The 19,768-nt window shown below is 59.7% G+C and carries 12 protein-coding genes; 1 reads left to right on the top strand and 11 read right to left on the bottom strand.

What is annotated here, in order from left to right:
- Positions 1-10: 10 nt before the first annotated feature.
- The 11 genes from J7I12_RS01105 to J7I12_RS01155 all read right to left on the bottom strand — a co-directional run bounded on the left by J7I12_RS01105 (position 11) and on the right by J7I12_RS01155 (position 18,999).
- A complete protein-coding gene (locus tag J7I12_RS01105) occupies positions 11-8,437 on the bottom strand; it encodes a beta strand repeat-containing protein (RefSeq protein WP_487125602.1) in 8,427 nt (2,808 codons plus the stop codon).
- Between the two features lie 245 nt (positions 8,438-8,682).
- Complete coding sequence (locus J7I12_RS01110; RefSeq protein ID WP_487125601.1) at positions 8,683-9,870, bottom strand: site-specific integrase; 1,188 nt, start codon at positions 9,868-9,870, stop codon at positions 8,683-8,685.
- A gap of 307 nt (positions 9,871-10,177) precedes the next feature.
- Entirely contained in the window at positions 10,178-10,882 is a 705-nt protein-coding gene (locus J7I12_RS01115) for a TetR family transcriptional regulator (RefSeq protein ID WP_302413224.1), read from the bottom strand.
- A 535-nt stretch (positions 10,883-11,417) separates the two neighbouring features.
- The gene (locus tag J7I12_RS01120) at positions 11,418-12,131 is read right to left on the bottom strand and encodes a ferrous iron transport protein A (protein ID WP_118229204.1); all 714 of its coding nucleotides are present in this window, start codon (positions 12,129-12,131) and stop codon (positions 11,418-11,420) included.
- The gene (locus J7I12_RS01125) at positions 12,125-14,287 is read right to left on the bottom strand and encodes a heavy metal translocating P-type ATPase (RefSeq protein ID WP_302548822.1); all 2,163 of its coding nucleotides are present in this window, start codon (positions 14,285-14,287) and stop codon (positions 12,125-12,127) included. The genes J7I12_RS01120 and J7I12_RS01125 overlap by 7 nt, the downstream gene beginning before the upstream one ends.
- Positions 14,284-14,517 carry a hypothetical protein gene (locus J7I12_RS01130; RefSeq protein WP_118229202.1) on the bottom strand — a complete coding sequence of 78 codons (234 nt, stop codon included), beginning with the start codon at positions 14,515-14,517 and terminating at the stop codon, positions 14,284-14,286. The genes J7I12_RS01125 and J7I12_RS01130 overlap by 4 nt, the downstream gene beginning before the upstream one ends.
- Positions 14,501-14,845, bottom strand: coding sequence for a YtxH domain-containing protein (locus J7I12_RS01135; protein WP_118229201.1), 345 nt, complete (start codon positions 14,843-14,845; stop codon positions 14,501-14,503). Before J7I12_RS01135 ends, J7I12_RS01130 begins: the two co-directional genes overlap by 17 nt.
- A gap of 13 nt (positions 14,846-14,858) precedes the next feature.
- Complete coding sequence (locus J7I12_RS01140) at positions 14,859-15,251, bottom strand: magnetosome protein MamC family protein (protein ID WP_302548823.1); 393 nt, start codon at positions 15,249-15,251, stop codon at positions 14,859-14,861.
- Between the two features lie 37 nt (positions 15,252-15,288).
- A complete protein-coding gene (locus J7I12_RS01145) occupies positions 15,289-16,458 on the bottom strand; it encodes a hypothetical protein (RefSeq protein ID WP_118229199.1) in 1,170 nt (389 codons plus the stop codon).
- 13 nt (positions 16,459-16,471) lie between these two features.
- Positions 16,472-16,789 (bottom strand): hypothetical protein, encoded by a 318-nt coding sequence (locus J7I12_RS01150; RefSeq protein WP_207287325.1) that lies wholly within the window; start codon positions 16,787-16,789, stop codon positions 16,472-16,474.
- Positions 16,786-18,999, bottom strand: a complete 2,214-nt coding sequence (locus J7I12_RS01155; RefSeq protein ID WP_302548826.1) for a heavy metal translocating P-type ATPase — start codon at positions 18,997-18,999, stop codon at positions 16,786-16,788. Before J7I12_RS01155 ends, J7I12_RS01150 begins: the two co-directional genes overlap by 4 nt.
- A 548-nt stretch (positions 19,000-19,547) precedes the next feature.
- On the opposite strand from J7I12_RS01155, the gene J7I12_RS01160 reads away from it, so the two are divergent.
- Positions 19,548-19,766 (top strand): type II toxin-antitoxin system HicA family toxin, encoded by a 219-nt coding sequence (locus J7I12_RS01160; RefSeq protein ID WP_302548827.1) that lies wholly within the window; start codon positions 19,548-19,550, stop codon positions 19,764-19,766.
- Positions 19,767-19,768 lie beyond the last annotated feature (2 nt).

Genomic DNA, 19,768 nt, shown 5'->3' on the forward strand with positions numbered 1-19,768 from the left:
TTCATTGATCTTACGCCACGTTTACATCTGACTGCACCAGCAGATAGCGGTTCGCATCCGCTCCTGTGCCCTGGTAGCCTTTGTAGGAGATGTCGCCAATGGTCAGCGAGCCCATGTCCGACCAGCTGTCGGCAAGATTGATGCTGTCGTTCGCATTGCCGGTGAGGTACGATACAAAGCTGTCTTTAGCGATTTCGTGTTCGTCTGCACCGGCGGAATACGTCAGTTTTTCTGCCAGCGTCTCACTGTTCAGGGCTTTCACGTCGTCCAGCGTGAGCGTCAGGATATTGGCCGTGTCACCCGTAAGGTCAATGCTTTCAAAAGACATGAGCTTCAGTTCGTCTGTACCGAAGAGGTCGCCAAAGGTGATGGTTGCACCCATGCCGTCCAGGTTCAGCACGTCAATGCCCGCGCCGCCGTCGAAGCTGCCCTGTCCCGTGGTGCTGCCGGCCAGGGTAAGGGTGTCGGCCCCCGCGCCCAGGTTGACCGTCATTCCTGAAGTCAGGGTGGCATTATCGAACGTCAGCTTGTCCGCCCCGGTTCCGAAGGTCATGGCGCTGTCGATGCTGACCGCGCCGGAAACGGTGAGGTTGTTGGCCGCTGTGGATGTTCCGGCATACACGGACAGCTTGTTGGTCCCGTCGCCGAGATCCACAGCCACGTTGCTGATGGAGGTGACGGCCTTGGCGGAAGTGCCGAAGCTGACCGTGTCGTCTCCCGCTCCCATCCGGATGTCGCTGTTGGCGGCCGAAGTGCTGACAACGAAATTGTCATTGCCCCCACCAAGATCGAACGCCGAACGGGTCGCTGCGCTGCCGGTCAGTTGCGAGACGGTCACCACGTCTTGCCCCAGGCCGAGGGATACGGTGGACATTTGAACCGTTGTAGCGTTTACAATGTTTCCGCCATCGCCCAAGATCATTTTAGAACTGAAGAGCGACACGCCATTGACCGTATTTTTCCCGTCACCGATGTTGATTGATCCGTACCTGTAGGTACCAGTCACGCTGAGGCTATTGTCGCCTTCACCGAGATCAATGACGTTATAGTCATGCCTGTGGGCCGCCAGATTGGCGACTAGGCTCACCGTATCGTTGCCGGAGCCGAATTGCATGGTCGAATAGCTCGTGAGCCCTTTGACGGTGACGTTATTGCCGCCATCCCCGGCCACAAGAGAGGAATCGCGCATGCCCACGGCGGAGTTGGATGCCGCCGTGCCCAGGGTAATGGTGTTGCTGCCCGCGCCCGCCAACAATGTGCCGTAGGCAACGTCGCCCGTGGTGAGTGTGTTGGCCCCGTCGCCCAGGTTGACCGTGGAGGATGTTACCGTACCCAAAGACAGCACGTCAGCGCCGCCCCCGGCCTCGACTGCCGTATGGCCGAACATGGCTCCGGTGGTGAGTGTGCTGTTGCCGTTGCCGAGAGATATATCGCTGCCGGAAACAGCGCCCAACAGATTGATGGAGTCGTTGCCGCCGCCAGTGACGGTTGAGGCCTTGACCGCCCCGGATACATGCAGTGTGTTGTCTGCAGCCGCAAGGTCAAGGGTTGTCCACGAAAGTGAGGACAGCTTGGCGGCGGCGGTCACAGCCTGGGTCAGCGTCACATGGGTATGCGTCAGATCCGCGCCGGAAACTATGACAGAATCGGCGGTGCTGGTGTCGGACGTTGTCTGCGTAAGCACGCTGTCTATCAACAGACGTGCAGAACCTTTCTGCACTACGGTATAGCCTTTGCCATCCACAGTAGTTTCGCCGAGCACGGACCAGCCCTCGCCGAGTTTGAAACTGTCGCCCGCCGCGCCGGTGAGGACCAGGGCGGCTTCGGTGTAATCAGCCCCGCCCACGCTGTAGCTGACGGCCGTGCCGCCCAATGTGGCGGGCGCGTCGCCCGCGATGGTCAGCAGCACGCTGCCGCCGTCGGCGCTGGCGATATTCAGCACTTCAAATCCTGTCACCGTAGTGGGCAGGAGGCCGGAATCCAGGGTCAGCCCCCAATTGTTCACTGCTGTTCCGGTGGTGAGCTGGTTGAGCAGTCCTTCTGCCATGATGACGTCCGAGCCTGCGCCGCCGTCAACATGCAGGGCGTTCAGTCCGGCAAGTTCGCCGGTCAGTTTGATCGTATCATCTCCTTCGCCCATGTTTGCGCCGAATCGCGAGGTAATGGATGTGCCGCTCAGCACCAGCACATCATTGCCGCCCTGCATGGATACCGTGCTGGCGGCGCCGGACGAGAACCGGCCCGTCAGGGTCAGGGTGTCGTTTCCGGCGCTGCCCGTCACATCCAGTTGGGCATCTCCCGCGGTTACGGCATTGTCCTTCATGGCGATAGTCGTAGAACCCTGTATTTGCGCTATGCGCAGTGTGTCCGCGCCGCCTGCGCTGATGTCAATGCTCACGCCTTTGGCTTGCTGCAGGCTGATGCTGTCATTACCGCTTGCCATCGCTATGGAGCCACCCTCCATCAGGCCGGATACAGTCAGCGTATTGTCGCCGCCGGTCAGGCTAAAGCTGGAAGTTGTTACGTCCGCCAATGTCAGCGTATTTGCCCCGCCTGTTGCGGTAACTTTTGTATTGCTGATTGTGCCCTCAACGCTCAGGGTGTTGTTGTCTCCGGCATTGAGCGCAAGCGTGGAGTCGCCAACATTTCCTTCAAATATCATATTATCGTTACCGGTTCCGCCAACGATATTGCCCCCGGTCACTTCTCCGGTAACCTTCAGTTCGTTGGTTCCGGCCCCCATGTTGACGGTGGATACGGCAATATCGTGCAGAGTAACGCTGTCATTGTAGGCCCCCCCAGACAATTTGGCCGAGGTTGTCGTATCGCTCACAGTCAGCGTGTTGTTGCCCTGGCCCAAAGAAAGGCTGGAGTCGGTCATGCTGCCAAGCGTCACCGCATCGTCGTCAGCCCCGGCAGTGACGGTGGAAGACGTGAGGCTTGCGGCTTCAAACACGTTGTTGCCGTCGCCCATAACCACGGTGGAACCGTCGACAGCACCCAGAGACAAAACGTCCGCGTCCTTGCCAATGGTGATGGCTGTATTGCTGACCGTGTTGGCGGTGACGGAGTTCTGCCCATGGCCGAGGGAGACGGTGGATTCCGCCATGGCTTGCACGTTGATACTGTCCTTGCCGGCTCCGGAGGCAAGGGAGGAGGTTTTCAGTGTGCCGGTTATGGTCAGGATATTGTCGCTGTCGTCGTCCAGAACCATTGAGCTCCACCCGAGCGAGGTTATGGAGCGGTTCAGCGCCTCCTCAAGTGTGATTGCCACATGGCTGAATCCCGCACCGGCGGTAACCCCATCCGCACTGCTGATGGCCGTATCGGGCATATAATTCAATTTATTGTCCACCAGAATGCGCGTGGTGGTTTTTGTGTCGTCAGCGGCGGTAACTTCCCGCTGCACAACGGAGTATGCCACGCCGCTCACGGTGGTGGTGCCCACCACGCTCCAGCCGTCCGACAGTTTGAACATGTCTCCTTCATTGCCGGTGATGCGCAGCACAGCCTCTGTATAGGGATCCGTTTTATCGCCGTTTTCGAAGGTAACAGTGTAGGTAAGGCGTACTTCAGCGCCGAGGTTGATGGCACTTTCGCCTGAAATGAGCAGGACGGACTTGTCCGTGCCTTCCAGCTGGCCGATATCAAGTATTTCAAAGCCGGTTGTCTTGGCAAAGGTATAGTCCTTGCCTAGAGCCAGCATGCGCTCGCTGTCGCCGACGTCAGCCAGCAGGCCAGCCGCCTGCAGCACGTCCGTGCCCGCCCCGCCGGTAAGAACAGCGGCCTTGCCGGTGGATGTCGTGGTGATGGCGTTATTGCCCGCAAGCGTAAGCGTATCAGCGCCATCACCCATATTGATGGTAAGCGAAGAGCTGTAAGTTCCATTCTTCAGGGTAAGGCTGTCGTTACCAGCGGCGAGACTTATGGTACTACCACCTCCCGTAATATTTCCGTCTATGGTCAGGACATCGTCAGTGTAACCGCTGCCCACAGAAACCTTGTTTGTTCCTGAACCAACTTTCAGGGTGACATTATCCAGCGCCTTTCCCGTCTTGTTGCTAAGAGAAAGCGAATTGTCGCCCTCGCCCAGGTCATACACCGTATTGATAAAGGTGCCGCTGGTGGCCGTCAGGTTGAGTGTATCGCTGTCGTTGCCCAGTAGAACCGTGGTGTGTCCGGCGGTCGCATCGCTGATCCTCACAATCGCCGAGGTAGTGCGCGTGTCGATGTAGATGGAATCTTCTCCATCGCCCGCGTTGATGGTCAGGTTGGCGATTTTTTCCACGACATTGGTGGTTATGGTCAGGCTGTCGTCACCGGAGCCCAGATTGATGCCCAGCCCTCGTAAATCAGCCACTTTTCCCAATGCCAGGGTCAGAGTATCATTGCCCAGAGGGACGTCGTCCTCCTCAGTAACGCCTTCCAGGCGGTCGGCCAGGGTAATATTGCCCGCTCCTATGCCGAGAACTGTCAGCTTGTTGTCCATGCCCTGCATGCCCCAGGCATCGAATCGATTGGTGAAAACAGTGCCCTGTGTGGCGGAAGCGCCAAGATCGAAGGTAACGTCGTCGAGATAAATGCCGGTATCGGCCATACTTATAGAATCGCCGCCGACATTGATCAGATTGGTGGATGTATCGGCAAATTTAAATGTTGTGTCTGAAAGCTGTGTGGCGCCGTAGATGGACAGCGTATTGACCCCAGCGCCCATGTCGATCGTAGATGCCCCGAGCTTCGTCATTCCATCAGAGAGGGCGGAGCCGATTTGGAGATGCAAATAAGACTGTCTGGCCGCCACCAGGGCAGGGTCTTCAACAATGCTAATGGTCGCTTCGCCCAGGTTGCCGGCCAGGGCAATAACGGGGGCTTCGTACGTCGTATCTGTATAAGTATTGGTTGAACCCCCATTGGAGGTTTGGGAGTGGTAATTGTTGTTTTTGGCGTAGTAGGCTTTCCGCAGATGCACATCCACCACATTTTCGCCATCACCCACATCAAAGTAGCCGCCCGCCAGCATGGCGGCAGTGGCGTTGTCTCCGATACGCAGCGTGTCATTACCGGATCCGAGGGTGGCGGAAACGCTCTTTGCCACGCCGTTAGTAGGCATGTACTCCGTGGGTGTTACGGTTATTGTGTGGGATGTATAGGGATACCCTGTGGGCCCGGTAGTTTCATAAACCTCTCCGGCCTGTGCCGTAAGCTCGGTGTAGGCCCAGCCCGCAATGCTCAGAGAGTTGTCGCCGCTTTGGGTGGTCACGGTGACGCCACTCACGGGGCCGTTGATGGCAAGGGTGTCCTGCCCTGTACCCATGTTAATCGTGAGGTCAGTGCCGCCCCCAAGTGTTGTGCCGTCATTGCCGGCGCCAAGATTGAAGGTGCTGGATGCGGCGTCAGCCACGGTCAGCGTATCCGCGCCACCGCCAAGATCAAATATGCTGTCGCTGGCGGCAGCAATGCGCACCGTGTCGGCCCCATCCCCCAAGTCAAAGGATGATGCGCTTGCCGACGCTACGGTCAGGCTGTTGTTGCCTGCGCCCATGCTGACAGTGGAAGATTCCGTTGCGCCGGAAAGATTCAGGCTGTCGGCCCCCGCGCCGGTATTGATGATGGCCACTCCTGTCCGGCCGGTGACGGTTACGGAATCGTTGTCATCTCCGAGATCCAGCGTGGACCATTCAAGGGAGCCGAATGTTTTTTCAAAGGCTTCCGTCAGCGAGATGGCGACGTCGACAAGGTTTGCGTTATCGGCTATGTCGCCATTAGTGGTGTAGCTGGTAGTTTCCCTTATGGCCATGGCGTTATCCACCAGAACGCGAGCCTTACCTCCCGAATGCTGCAAGACCGTGTACTCCACGCCGCCCACAGTGGTGACGCCGAGCACCGTCCAGTCCGCGCCAAGGCGGTAGGAATCTTCTTCATCACCGGTGATGATCAGAGATTTTTCATTGTAAGTTTTGTTCGTTCCATCTGTTGTGGTGACCGTGTATTTGACGGCGGTATCCACACTCAGCAGTGTGGGCAGGTTGCCAGTGATGGTCAGCAATGTGCTCAAGCCGTCATTACTGCCCACATCCAAGACCTCGAATCCCGATATCTTGCCGGATGAACCAACCAGTGTAGTTGAGCTTGTGTCGAGCAGGTACTGGTCCGTCATGACTTCGGTGGCAATGCCCGCCACGTTCAAGGTGTCCTTGCCTTTGCCGCCGGCCAGAATCGCCTTGTCGCCCAGGGTCTTGCCGATGGTCACACTGTCATTGCCCGCCCCGGCGTTTACCGTGGCCCCGCTGATGGTGCCGGTGACGGCAATGTCGTCCGACTGCGCGCCGCCTGTGATGGTCACATAGTTGTTGGTGGTGGGAGATGCCCACGTGTAGTTGTCTCTATCAACAAGGTAGGTCATAAAACCTACATCGCCATCAATAGTCAGGGTATTATTGCCGGCGCCCAGGTTGATGTTTACAGCTTTGGCAACTTGCGAATGCACGTCGCCGGCTATCTCAACTAGGTCATCCCCTGCCCCGGTGCTAACGCCGGAGCTGCCGAAGATAGCCTTGCCGTCCGTGCCGGATGCAAGAATTTGTAACGTGTCATGGCCGGACCCCAAGGTGACGCTGCTGTTGGTAAGGATGATGCCTTCGGCCGTGGTGCTGGAAAGCGTTATGGCGTTGTTGCCGCCGGCATCTTTGATGGTAGAGGAATCCAGGTGCCCGATGATTTGGGCCGTATCATTCCCCGCGCCAAGCGTCACAGATGAATAGGTAATTTCGCTGCCCGCGCCGTTTTGCTCGCCCGCCACATCGCCGATGGCCAGTTCGTTGTCGCCCGCGCCCAGGTTGATGGTAGCGTAGGATATTTGGGCGGGCTGGAGGGTTGCTGTGCCGTCAACACCATACGTGCCGCCGTTTTCGCCGATGATGCTCACGATATCCTTGCCCGCGCCCCCAGCAATGGTTGCGTAGGCAAGGTTACCCTCAACATTCAAAATATTTTGTCCTGCCCCAAGGTTGACGGCGCTCATATTTTTTTTATTGGTGCCCGTCACATTGCCCTTCAGGGTAACTTTGTCGTCACCAGCACCAGTATCCAATATGGATTTACCATATAGTGTTGTTTGTATAAATCCGTAGAGATTGCCGGAATACACGGACGACATGGTAACTTCATCATTCCCCGCGCCGAGGCTGATGGTGCTGTTGTGCATGCTGACGGCGCCGCTGCCGCCATCATAATTGATGGTGACGGTGTTGGCTCCGCCGGTGTCCTTGATACTGGAATAATACATGCCCACGCCCATCTGACTCGTCAGGCCATCACCGCCGCTAGTGCGGATGCTAATACTGTCGTTGCCTTTTCCGGTAGTCAGAGAAGCCTTGGCGGTAACCCTGCCGCTGGCGTTGGTGCTGCGGCCCAGGCCCACCAGACCTCCAAGCGTGATGGTGTTGTTGCCTTCGCCAGCCGCAATGGAGCCGCCATAAACCGCCCAGCCGTAGCGGGCCAGCGCGGCCACTTCAATGGAATCATTGCCCGTTCCGGCAATAAGTTTGGCATTGCCGGTCATACCGATACCGGTCTGCGTATTGATCACGACACTGTTATCGCCGTTGCCCACATTGATGGTGCCGCCGGAAACAGCGTAGCTGGTGCCTTGGTATGTGCCCGAAGACGGATAGGGAGAAAGGGGTTCTGTAACCACCATGTCGCTGTTTGTGGATGTGATGTTCAGTGTGTCGCTGTCCGCGCCCATGGTCACTTTGGTGGCAGAAATCCCCGTATCGCCAGTCAAGGATATGGACGAGGCATTCTTGCCGCTCAGGATGGTGGAACCCGTTGCCCCCACAGCCACGGACGCTCCGCCCACCTCCAGCGTATTTTCCCCGGCGGCCAGGTCGATTTTTGAGCCCTTTAAGAGCGCGCCGTTGATGGAGACGGTTTCGTCGCCGTTGCTGGCGGAGCCGGTGATTTTGTAGACGTCGTCGCCTGTGGCCTGGTAAAGGGAGCCTTTGGTGGAGCTTTCCAGCCGGTAGGAGCTGCCTTCGTCCACATTGACGTGTACGGTGCGGGTGTAGGTATTCCCGTCCGCCGTGTATGAGTACTGCACGTCAGCGCCCTGCGACAACACAGCATCGTCTATAATGATGACGTCATGGCCTTCCGCATCCTGGCTGTTGGCCAGCTTTTGCGCAACTTCTGCGAGGCTGTCGCTTTTGGCTTTTGCGGCGTTTAAAGCGGCCACTGCGTCATTATATTTGTCCAGAGCTGCGCTATAGGCTTCAGATTGCTCATCAGAGGATGATATATATTCTATATCAATATGCTGAAAAGGGTAGCGGCATATTGGGCACAGCTGCACGGGCACGTTGGCTATGGGATATTTTGTCCCCGCGCTGTCCCCAGTTGCCGGGGCAAGATGATGGGCCTTATTTTTTGTTCCCATGCGGTCAGCTTGCCATGCCGCTGCGGGCAGACAAAAAAGCCCCTGTCATGCATGCGGACAGGGGCTTTTGCAGCAGCGGATCGCGCCGTTATATGAGGGCAATTTCCCTTTGGAATACCCCGTAGTTGCGTAGGCAGACGTCTGCCCCATAGGCATAAGCGCAATTTATTTGCGCTGTTAAGCGCCGGATTGAGGAGGGGTAAAAGTTTTGTGAATGTATAATCTCAAAATTAAAATGCGTTGCGTCAGGCTGTAAGCACTCCTTCCAGAGTCATGGCTGCCTTACGGGCAGAGTCTGGCGAAAGGTGGCTGTAGCGCTGGGTCATTTGCACTGTACGGTGCCCCATAAGGGTACCCACCTGGAAGAGGGGGGTGCCGCGTTCCACATGCCAACTGGCAAAAGTATGGCGCAGGGTGTGGAAGACCACTTTAAGGCGCCGGTCGTCAATGCCGTCATTCAGGCCCAACTCGTTCACGCAGCGTGCAAAAAGGTCTGAAACTTTACTGCGCATTTTGCCGTTACGGCCGGGCAGGAGCAATTCGCCTCTGCCCTGGCCGGCATATCGGCGGCGCAACAGTTGCTGAATCTCTGCCGTCATGTAGACGTGGCGGTTGTAGCCGTTTTTAGGATCCCGTACCGAGATTTCGCCGGTGGTCAGGTTAATGTCGGCCCAGCGTAGCGCATGGATTTCTCCGGCGCGCAGGCCGCAAAAAAGCGACAGCAGGCAACTGTCATATAAAGACTGTGAGCGCTTTTTTATGGCGGAGAGCAACAACCTGGCTTCCTGCGGGGTAAGAAAACGCATGCGTCTGTTGTCGAGCTTGGGTTTTTTGGTGCGGCGTACGGGGTTTTCTCCTGAAAGGATGCCGTGCCCGTAAGCCGTGTTCCAGACTTGTGAGATGATTGCCAGCGCGTATTGGGCTGTGCGCGGGGCCCTGCCGTGTTTGAGCATGTTGCGCGCTACAGCCTCAGCTTGGCCGGGCACAAGACTCTGCAGGGGAACTTCACCGAGAATGGGGCAAATCCAGTTGTTGAACAGGCCCGCTTCTGTTTGCAGGGAGGCCGGAGTCTTCATGTGCTGCACACCTGGCCAGTAGGTGCTGCACCAAAATTCTGCAAAAGTGACAGTGGCGTTGGCGGCCAGTTTTTGCGCTTTTTCCGCCTCTTCACGTGCCTGCATAGCCGCTTTGCGCCGGGCGCGCAAAGAGGTTTCGCCGCGCCCCGTCCGCGCAGATTCCTTAAGCCTGGCCAGTTCCAGACGGGCTTTAGCCAGAGTCATGCCCTGGGAGGCCCAGCCCAGAGCTTCTTCCTGCCGTTTGCCGTCGATTTGATAGCGGATTACAAAATACGCGTCCGGTTTGATGCCATGTCTGCGTGTGGGGTGCTCACGAACGCGGATGCCCTCATCCAATTGCCGCCATTTGTAACGCATATTTGCCTCCTGTAGCGGCAGCGCGGTGCAGCGGTATTGCTGTCCCCGCACTGTCCCCATTTTTTACAGGAAGGAGGGCAGTTGTCGTGCATAGAACTTTCGATTGGTGTGACAGGGTGGAGAGTGTGACGTTTCTGCAGGCCAAGCGGCAGCGACGCGATCCGCGCGCCTTTGCTTTGGAAAAACAGGTCGAACCTGCTGTCAATTCATATCTTTTTTTGCGCGACGGCGCAAGGGCAACCTGCCATTGGCACAGACGGCAGTTGCATAGAAAACGCATGGGCAGAGGGGTCTGCCCGCCGCGACCTCAGACGGACAAATGAAAGATGCGGCAGATGCTGTCTGCCACCATGCCGTCAATGGTGGCCTGAGCGTCGTCGGGAATGCCGCGCCAGTTCATGTGGCGGCATACGGGATAGCCACCGCGAAAAAAAGCCATGACCTGCGTGAGGGCAAGATGCCCAAGCACGCCTACTTCCAAGGACTCCGGCGGTTGCCTTGTGGCTCGTGCGGCCAGCTTGCTCATGGCCCTGTGCAGCGGCAGCAGGACGGCCTCCTGAAGCATGGCGTAAGTGCCGAGATACCGCGCCTGCGGGCTGGAAAGAAGATTAAGGAGAGGTTTGTTGTCCTTTGCAGAAAAAACCCGCAACAGAGCGGGCACCTGCCCCTGGATAAAATTTGCCAGGCGATCGTCGGGCGTTTGGTCCAGTTCTGTGATGTAGGCGTCCAGAAAGGGCATGATGTTCTGGTGCAGTTTTTGGATGCAGTGCTCAAAAATGGCGTCGAGCAAGCCGGAAAGGCTGTTAAAATGGTAGTTGATGAGCGTGTGGTTCACACCTGCATGCTGCGCTATCTTCCGGCTGGTGAGGCCGTAGCCGCCTTCTTCCTGGAGCAGGGCCAGCCCGCTTTCGATAAGATTGTTGCGTGTGGCGATGGTTCTGGTGTCTGGGGATTTAGGGAGCGCTTTGTTCTCATCCTCGGCAAGACAGGATTTGGCAAGCTGTTTACGCACCGTGCGTCTCCGTGCAGTTGCGGTGGGCCGCCCCTGTCCGCAAAAAAACGCCGCAGGCCCGGCAAGTGGTCTGCAAACGTAGCGGGGCTGCCGCCGTGAAGGGGAAAACAGTTTTCTCCTGACCGACATGCAGGCGTGGTGCTACCGGGGGTAACTGACGGTCAGAAAGATTTATTTATCCAGTATTGAACAATGATTGTAATCTGTCAATGCGCTCCCGGCGAACAGGTGCCGCCGTGGTTTGGGCAGGCGGCAGCCTGGGGCACTGCACCGTTGAAATGCCTTAAACGGGATGGCGTTTGGGGCGTCAGACCTGTACGGTAGCATGCGGAAGGAAAGCGCGGCCTGGGCTTGGCGGCGTTTGCAAAAATCCGGAGCGTTAGCGGACGCAGCAGCAGTCTGTGCCGTCTGCCTGGCAGTGTTGCGACAAAGGCCGCATGAAGATTCCGTGGCGGCCGTGGGGTAAGCCCCCGGTTATTGGACCGGGCATGCCGCAAGGGGATCGGCTTCCTCGCTGGAGGCCGTTGCAGGGGCTTCACGCGGAAACGTGGATGCCCTCGGCGTCCTTGGCGTGAAAGTACAGGCGCAGCCCGTCCCGCGTGGAACAGACCACAGGCGTGTGGTGCGCAAAGCTCATGACCTGCGCAGCGGAGACCTGCACCAGGTTCAGCCTGCTGCCCACACGAACGCCCGAAAGCTCCAGGCTCTCGCCGGCGTGCGCGCCCCCCAGAATCTTGCGCACGGTAAACTCCTCGCCCACGCCCACAGAGCAGAACTGGGCCGGGCCCAAGGGCGTATCGCCAAAGATTTTTGCAGCCAGGCCCTCGTTGATCTGAATGGTGGTCGTGTCATCCACCACGGTCTTGTACAGCATGGGGGGCAGCCGCCGCAAAAAGGTGATGCGGTCATCCTCCTTGATGCCCAGGGTAGCCAGGGTTTCTTCAACTCCACGGTGACCGGTAATGCCCTCCACATGGCCGCTGTCGCCAGGGCTGCACTCCAGCAGAGGCTGGCGGCGGTCGTTGTCCAGGTGGATGACGACCCGTGCCGCCATGCCGCCGCCCAGGGTCACTTCCCCGTGCGGGCCGCGAATTTTTGCGGGGCCCACGGCCACACTGTCGTCCAGGCGCGTCAGAGACACGCCTTCATAAAGGCCCAGGCGCTGCAGGCGGGCCGCAAACTCCGGCCCCACAATGCGCTCAATAACCAGCGGCATGCCCACAGGAGCGGCGGCAAGCGTTGTCAGCATAGTTTCTCCTTACTGGGAACAGCGACGGCTTCTTTGGCGGATTCTTTGATGTCCAGGGGGCGGGAGGCTGCCATGGCCGCATAGCCCAGAATGCCGATGGTCGAGGCGTTGTGCAAGAGCGCGGTGACCACGGGCGGCATGCCGGCGGTGGCCATGAGCATGATCAGCGAGTTGCAGCCAATGGTGGCCCCGAAAGTCTGCCGGATGATTCTGATGGTGCGGACAGCCGCCTCGCGCGCCACGACCAGCGTGTGCAGGTCTTCCTGCAACAACAGCACCTGCGCCGCCTCGCGGGCCAGGTCCGCCCCCTTGGGCATGCATACGCCCACATGGGCGGTGACCAGCGCGGGGGCGTCGTTTACGCCGTCGCCCACAAAGGCCAGGACGCGCCCCTCTTGCTTCAGCCGGGCAATGACCGCGGCTTTGTCTTCGGGCTTCAGCTCGCTGTGCAGCTCGTCGATTTGGGGCAACTGGCGGCGCAGGGCCAGCCCCGTATCCTTATGGTCGCCCGTGAGCACCACAATGCGGCTGACGCCCGAAGCCTTAAGCGCCGTGAGCGCCGCTGCGGCCTCTGGACGCGCTTCGTCGCGCAGGGCTATGAGCCCCACCAGCAGGCCCTCCCTGGCCACATAGAGCAAGGATTTGCCCTGTCGGCGCAGTTTGGCGGCGGCCGCTTCCACTTGGGCGCAGGCCACGCCTTCGTCCTCGGCCACAAAATGGTGGCTGCCCACCAGCACATGTTTGCCGCCAATGGAGGCCGCCACGCCGTGGGCCACGATAAAGTCCACCCGGCTGATGGGCGGCAGGGCTATGCGACGGTTTTGGGCTTCGCGCACCACGGCCCTGGCCACGGGGTGGTCGTAATGCTCTTCCGCGCCGGCGGCAAGGGCCAGCACTTCTGCCGCGTCATAACCTTTCTGGGGCAAAATGTCGGTGACGGCGATGACGCCTGTGGTCAGGGTGCCTGTTTTGTCAAAGACGACGGTATCCACGTCGTACAAGGCGTCCAGCGCCGCCGCGCCTTTAAGCAGCACGCCGGCCTTGCCCGCAGCGTACATGCCGGAGCGCACGGCCACGGGACTGGCCAGCTTGACCGCGCAGGAAAAGTCTACGGTCAGTACTGAGGTGGCGCGCCTTACGTCATGGGTGACCAGCAGCATGAGGCCGCTGAGGCCCAGGGTTATGGGCACCAGCTTGTCGGCCAGGGCGGCGCTCTTGGTCTGAGTTTTGGATTTGCCGCGCAGCGACTGGTCGATAAAGCGGCCGATGCGCGCCATGGAGGTTTCTGCCCCTACCCGTTCCACCGTGATGATGAGCCGTCCTTCTTCAATGATCGAACCGGAAATGACCGGATCGCCGGGGCGGATGTGTACGGGCACGGATTCTCCGGAAATGGAGCTCTGGTTTACGGAGGCTTCGCCCTCGGCTACCACGCCGTCGATGGGGATGAGTTCGCCCGCGCCGCAGACGGCCTTGTCCCCCAGCTGCACTTTTTCCACGGGCAGTTGCTGTTCCACTCCGTCGCGCACTACCCAGACGCTGTCGCCGCCGGGACGCATCAGGCCTTTCAAAAGTGCGGTAGAGCGTTGTTCGCTCTGGCCTTCCAGATACTGCCCCAGGGCCAGCATGGTGGTGATGGTGCCGGCAGTGAAGTAGTTGCCCCGCAGCAGGGCCAGGCTTATGGCCGCAGCGTCAAGGGTCTCCACAGTAAGGCCGCGGGAAATAAGACTTTCTATGCCTTTGATGATGTCCCCGACGGCCATGCCCCAGCCCAGGGCTGCCGTGGCAGGGGGGGGCAGGGCCCGGGAAACGAGCGTGAGCAGGGCTTTGGCCGTCACCGCTGCACCGCTCACCGTCTGCTCGGCGTCGTGGTCCGCGGGGAAGGCCTCCTCAGGCATGTGTTTGAGGTTGAAGGCGATTTTTTCCCATGTGGCCGGTTGACCATCGTACGCGACCACCAGGCTGCGCCCGGCGGCGTTGACGCGCGCTTCGGCCACGCCGCCCAGCGATTCCAGCAGCGCCTGAAAGTAGACGGCGTCAAAGGCGGGGTCGGCCAGCAGGGGCGACTTCAGCCGCACTCTCCGGGGCAGGGTGTGGGCCACCCGAAAGTGGCCCACCCGTGCCCCCGGCTCTGGAAAAGCCCGGGCTTGCTTCATGCCTTGCGTCCTTTCATGTGGGCGTTGTTTTGGTACAGCGTCACATGCCAGTAGGAAAAGCCGATGAGCGCCGCGCCGGAGCAGACGTGCAGCGCCCTGGCCCCCTGCTGCCACGGGCCGTTCAGGCGTGAGAGAATGCCGCTGGCCACCAGAGCGCCAAGCGAGAGCGTCATGCCCAGCTTGGCCTGTCTGCGGCGCAGAGCTACGGCGTCGTTATTTGGTATTGGCATCGGCTTTCATGCTCATCTCGGCCTTGATGTCCTCAATCTGCTCCTTTACCTCTTCAACGCTGCCCTGCACCGAGGACCACAGGGCCACTGCGCCCTTGACTACAGCGCGCTGCACCTTGGGGTTGGTCAGCAGGTAGGTGGCGGCCGCGCCAAGCAGCAGCCCCTTGATGTAGCCGGGGTCGTTGAAGGCCAGCCAGCCTTGTGTCCAGGAGGTCTGTGGAACGGGCGCGTAGGCTTGTGGCGTGGGGTAGCCGGTAGGGGCGGTCTGTGCGTACTGCCCGCTGCCTGTCGCATAGGGATAGTTGGGATACTGCGTAAATGTAGACATGACGTTTTCCTGTTCAGGCTTTTTTGGCGGCGGGCTTGGTTGACGCCGGGGCGGGGGCTTTTGCCTCGCAGGCAGCATTGGTCAGCCCGTCGTAAAGATATTTTGTGCCTATGCCCACAGCGGCCATGGTGGCCAAGGCCAGCGGACCGCTGCGGAAAAATGCGCCGGCCGCGGCCGTGCCCACGGCGGTGGCCAGGCCTGTGCCTACGGCTTCTTTAACCACCGTGCCCGCGACTTCGCCCCGGGTTTTTTCTCCGGCTTTGAGGGCCCGCATATCGCGGGCTGCAGTCACGACGCCGCCCAACATGGCGCCCACCATGCCCATGGTGGCGATGGCCCCCACCGGGAGGTTGGTCAGTCTTTGCTGCAGGGGATATTGCTGATTGTACTGATAGGAGGGATACATAGTTGTTCCTTTCCGGTTAAGGATTGGCGCGGGCCGTTCAGGCCGCGGAATCGGGCTTGTCGCCGCCGAAAATGGCGGAAAAAGTTTCGCCCAAGGCGGATTTGACAGAGCTGTTGGTCAGCACAAAGGTCAATAACGCGCCCACCAGAGCGCCTTTCCAGAAGTGCGTGCCGCTTGCCGTGAGAAAAGAAAGGATTTTTGAAGGATCGGCCTTGCCCTGCATGAGTTCGGTGCACATGTGCAGCATTTGCCCGTACTGGTTCTGCAAATGCTGTGGGTCTTCGCCGTACTGTCCGGCCATGGCCGCAAAGGCGGGAGCGCCGAAACCGGGGAAGCCGAAGGGGGCGGCGGCAGGCCCGCTGTGCCCGCTGCAGCCTTCGTGTTCGGGCTGCGGCGCGGGGCCGGTCGGCTGGAATTGCGGCCCGTAAGGCATACCGGGCTGTGGGCCATAGGGCATGCCGGGATTGGGCCCGTAAGGCATGCCGGGAGCATAGCCGGGCTGGGGAGCATAGGGCATGCCGGCAAATTGGGGAGCGCCCTGCGGTGCGCCGGGAAACATGCCGGGCTGCGGACCAAAGGCCATGCCGGGATTGGGACCGGGCTGCGGGCCGTAGGGCATGGCGGGGTTGGCCCCTTGCGGCGCTTCGGGCGCGGCAGAGTGGTGGCCGCAAGTGCATTTGTGCTCGGAGGGCGCGTGCTCTGCCGGGCCTTCAGGATGGCTGTGGGGCGTGGCGGGCCCTTGTGGGGCCGCAGAACCCTGAGGTGCTGCATAGCCCTGAGGTGCTGCATAGCCCTGAGGGGCCGCATAGCCTTGGGGAACGCCGTAGCCCTGGGGCGCGGCATATCCCTGCGGTGCGCTATAGCCCTGGGGCGCGGCAAACTCTTGCGGAGATGCAGCATTGCCGTAAGGAACGCCGTAGCCCTGAGGAGCTGCATAGCCTTGCGCGGGGCCGCCCTGAGGCGCGTCCGCAACAGAGGAAGGGTGCGCGCTGCAGCCGCCTTCGGCCGCAGGTTGTGGCGCGCCCTTGGGGGCTGTTGCAAAACCCTGGCCGATGGAATCCGCCGCCTGGGGCTGGTGTTGCGGTTCGCCCTGCTGCGGCGTGGCCGCCTGTTCGGACCGGCCTGCCGTTTCCTGCCGCGCTGCGCCCTGGGGGCCGCCCGTAGCCGGGGTTTGGGCATAGCCTTCCTGATACGTGGGGCTTTCCATTCCGATTTCTCCTCTATGATTGAGGTGTTACGCCAAAAATTTTGGCGAATTGCTCGGCCAGCGCGGCAACGCGGGCGTCGTCCGTGCCGGCCAAAAATTCTTCCAGAAGGGCTGGAGAAATTTTTGCGCTGTCGTATTCAATGACCAGAGAGCGCGCCAGGGGGTTCAGGCGTGTGGCCAGGATACCGTGCTCATTGGCGCGCAGGTTGCCCAGTTCGGCGGCGGCCGGCAGGGAGCGTACCTGTGGGTCCAGCCGCAGGCGCACGCGGCCTGGAACATGGTGCGCCACTGTAATCAGGGCGCGGATAGCGAGAATTTCTTGCAGAGTCATGCTTTGGCTGATTCCTTTGCTGTGGGGGCGGTCGTTGCGGCGGGCACAGACGCCGCAGGTGCGGGGTGGAGCAGCAGCAGGCGTGAGGAATTGGCCAGCACGCCCAGGGTGTGGACAATATGGATGAGCCCCGCAGCCACGGGAGAGAGCACGCCCAGCGCCCCCGCCAGGGCCCCGCCCAGATTGGTGGATGTGGCTATCCAGAAGTTTTGCCGGGCTATGCTGAGGGCCTGGCGACTCAGGCGGCGCACGTAGATGATGTCGGCCAGATCGTCCCGCACCAGCGCTATGTCTGCCGCTTCAATAGCCACATCGGCGCCGCTGGCGCTCATGGCAATGCCGATGTCGGCTTCGGCCAGGGCCAGGGCGTCGTTGATGCCGTCGCCCACCATAATGACTTTGTGCCCGTCGCGTTGTAGACGGGTGACGATTTCGCCCTTCTGTTCGGGCAGAATGGAGTGGTAGCACTGGTCGATGCCGAGAACGCGGCAGAGGTCGCGGGCGGTTTTTTCCGTATCGCCGGTAACCAGCGCCAGAGTGCTCACGCCGCCGGCCGTAAGTGCGGCCACTGTGGCGGCGGCGTCGGGCCGCAGCTCGTTGGAAAAAGCCAGGGCAGCCAGGAGCTCTGTATTCTTTGCCAGAAAGATGACGGTCAGCCCGCGTTCAATGAGCCCGGCCACTTCCCCGGTGCGTACATCGGTGTTGATGCCGTTTTCGGCAAAATATTTTTTGTTCCCTAGCCGGATTTCGTTCCCGTTGATCACAGCGCGCACGCCTTTGCCCAGGGTGAATTCGCACACGGCGTGAGAGATAGGGTCGATTTCCCGGGCCACGGCCGCGTTGCGGATGGCCAGGGCCAAAGGGTGGTGGTTGTGCATCTCTGCCGAGTAGGCCCAGCGCAGCAGCTCCGTTTCGTCATGAGCGGAAAAATTGAGAATGCGTTCAATGCGGGGCTGGTTACTGGTGAGCGTGCCGGTTTTGTCAAAGCAGACTGTGTCCGCCTTGCCCACGTCTTCAAGATAGCGTCCGCCCTTGATGAGAATGCCCCTTTTGGCGGCGGCGGCAATGGCAGCGGAAACGGCCGTCTGGGCCGAAAGCACCGTGGCGCAGGGGCAGGCCATGACGAGCATGACCGTAAAAGCCCGCCATGCGCTGCCGGTGATCAGCAGGGTAAGGCCGGTGGCGGCCAGACCCAGGCGCACCATGGAGCGGGCCAGGCCGTCGGCCACGGATTCTATGGGGGCTTTGGTGTCCAGCGAGTCTTCCACCTGGCGCATGATGCGGGCCAGGTAGGTCCGGTCGCCTACGCACTGGGCGCGCACATGAATGATGCCCTGGCGCACGTAGGCGCCCGCAAAGACCTTGTCGCCCTCATGCACATGGGCCGCTTCCGCCCGGCCCGTAATGGGCGAATCGTCCAGCAGCGCTTCGCCGGAGACCACGCAGCCGTCCACGGAAATCTTTTCCCCCGTATGCAGCACCACGATGTCGCGCGGTTTGACGGCGGTGACGGGCACTTCCACTTCCACATCTCCCGCCAGAATAAAGGTGTTTTTGGCGGTGAGGTCCAGAATGGCGGAAATGGACTTGCGGGAGCGTTCCGAAACCCAGGCTTTGAGGGTTTCTGCGCCGCTTTGGATCCACAGGATTTCCAGGGCGGTGAGGGCCTGACCGGAAAACGTGGCCGCGGCGCAGCCAGCCGCCAGGAAGCCTTCCAGTGTAAAACGCTTTTCCCGCATGTGGCGCAACGATTGGCGCACAACCGGCACGGCGGCCAGCAGAGAAATGACGCCCAGAGGGGACAGGGCGGTTTCGGCCACGGCGGTTTTCAGCAGCACCTTACGCACAAAGACATAGGCCATGACGCCGGTAAGCGTAAGAAATCGCACCAACTGTCCGCGCACACCTGTTCCCGCAGGCTGGGGCGCAGCGCAGGCGCAACAGCTCGCGCGCGGAGCCGGGGCCCGACTATCCGGCTGCCGCGGTGCGGCAAGGGCCTGCAAAATGGCTTCGGCACTGGTCTGCGCAGGCTGGTAGGTCAACACTACGGCGGCGCAGGCAGGGTTGACGCGCACAGACTGCACCCCAGCCAAGGACCTGCATACTTCTCCCACCTTCTGCGCCTGCGAGGGCGGGGTTACGCGCAGACGCAGGCGACCTTCCATGGCGTGTCGCAAAAAAACTTTGACAGAAGCGGCGTTGTTTCCCATTCCTTCTTCCATGTGTTGTGGCAGCCGCGCAGCAAGACGCCTTTGTGTTGAGGCGCCGTTGCAGGATGCTGAATAATATATAGTTGACGTATTCTATCCTGATTGTACTAATTTAGTCTGATAATAATAGATAATTTAACAACGATTGCACTGCAGTATGTTGCATATGCCGGTTGTTCCCGCAATAGTATTGCTGGATTTAAATGAAAGATAAATCCAATTTTGATTTTCTGTCAATGGTCATTAAATTATATATAATAAATCATGATAAAAATAATCAAAATATAAAAGTTGTCTGTAGGAGCGCAGTCTTGCGTAAGAGTGTCGGTTAACGCCTACCTGGCGGACTGTGCGGCCAAAGGGGGAAACCCCACGCTTGTTTGGGGTGGGGAATGAAAGAAACTGCCGGGAACTGAAAACCGCGTACGAGCGGCAGGCAAGGGTGGGGCAAGGGGCAACCCGTCTGATAAATCACTTTGACATGATATCATTAAACAATATCATATCTACATGAAGGGCAAACATGCAGCCACCCCCCGCGCAAATTTTTGCACGGCCAAGTTCCCAACGGCATCCGGTGGGCAGACATTGAAGCGCTGTTTATTGCGCTTGGGGCAGAAATTAGCGAGAGAGAAGGCTCAAGGGTAAGCGTGTTTTTGTTCGGCGAGATCAAAGTTTTTCACCGCCCACACCCTGCGCCAACTACAGACAAAGGGGCGGTTGCCAGCATCATGCGCTGGCTGGAAGCACACGGAGTAGAACCATGAAG

It is taken from the genome of Desulfovibrio diazotrophicus, assembly GCF_902498985.2.
Lineage (GTDB): Bacteria > Desulfobacterota > Desulfovibrionia > Desulfovibrionales > Desulfovibrionaceae > Desulfovibrio > Desulfovibrio legallii.

Bases quoted from the DNA above. Each gene is read 5' to 3' on its own strand.
- J7I12_RS01105 (WP_487125602.1), bottom strand. From the start codon at position 8,437: ATGGGAACAAAAAATAAGGCCCATCATCTTGCCCCGGCAACTGGGGAC.
- J7I12_RS01110 (WP_487125601.1), bottom strand. From the start codon at position 9,870: ATGCGTTACAAATGGCGGCAATTGGATGAGGGCATCCGCGTTCGTGAG.
- J7I12_RS01120 (WP_118229204.1), bottom strand. From the start codon at position 12,131: ATGCTGACAACGCTTGCCGCCGCTCCTGTGGGCATGCCGCTGGTTATT.
- J7I12_RS01125 (WP_302548822.1), bottom strand. From the start codon at position 14,287: ATGAAGCAAGCCCGGGCTTTTCCAGAGCCGGGGGCACGGGTGGGCCAC.
- J7I12_RS01130 (WP_118229202.1), bottom strand. From the start codon at position 14,517: ATGCCAATACCAAATAACGACGCCGTAGCTCTGCGCCGCAGACAGGCC.
- J7I12_RS01135 (WP_118229201.1), bottom strand. From the start codon at position 14,845: ATGTCTACATTTACGCAGTATCCCAACTATCCCTATGCGACAGGCAGC.
- J7I12_RS01140 (WP_302548823.1), bottom strand. From the start codon at position 15,251: ATGTATCCCTCCTATCAGTACAATCAGCAATATCCCCTGCAGCAAAGA.
- J7I12_RS01145 (WP_118229199.1), bottom strand. From the start codon at position 16,458: ATGGAAAGCCCCACGTATCAGGAAGGCTATGCCCAAACCCCGGCTACG.
- J7I12_RS01150 (WP_207287325.1), bottom strand. From the start codon at position 16,789: ATGACTCTGCAAGAAATTCTCGCTATCCGCGCCCTGATTACAGTGGCG.
- J7I12_RS01155 (WP_302548826.1), bottom strand. From the start codon at position 18,999: ATGGGAAACAACGCCGCTTCTGTCAAAGTTTTTTTGCGACACGCCATG.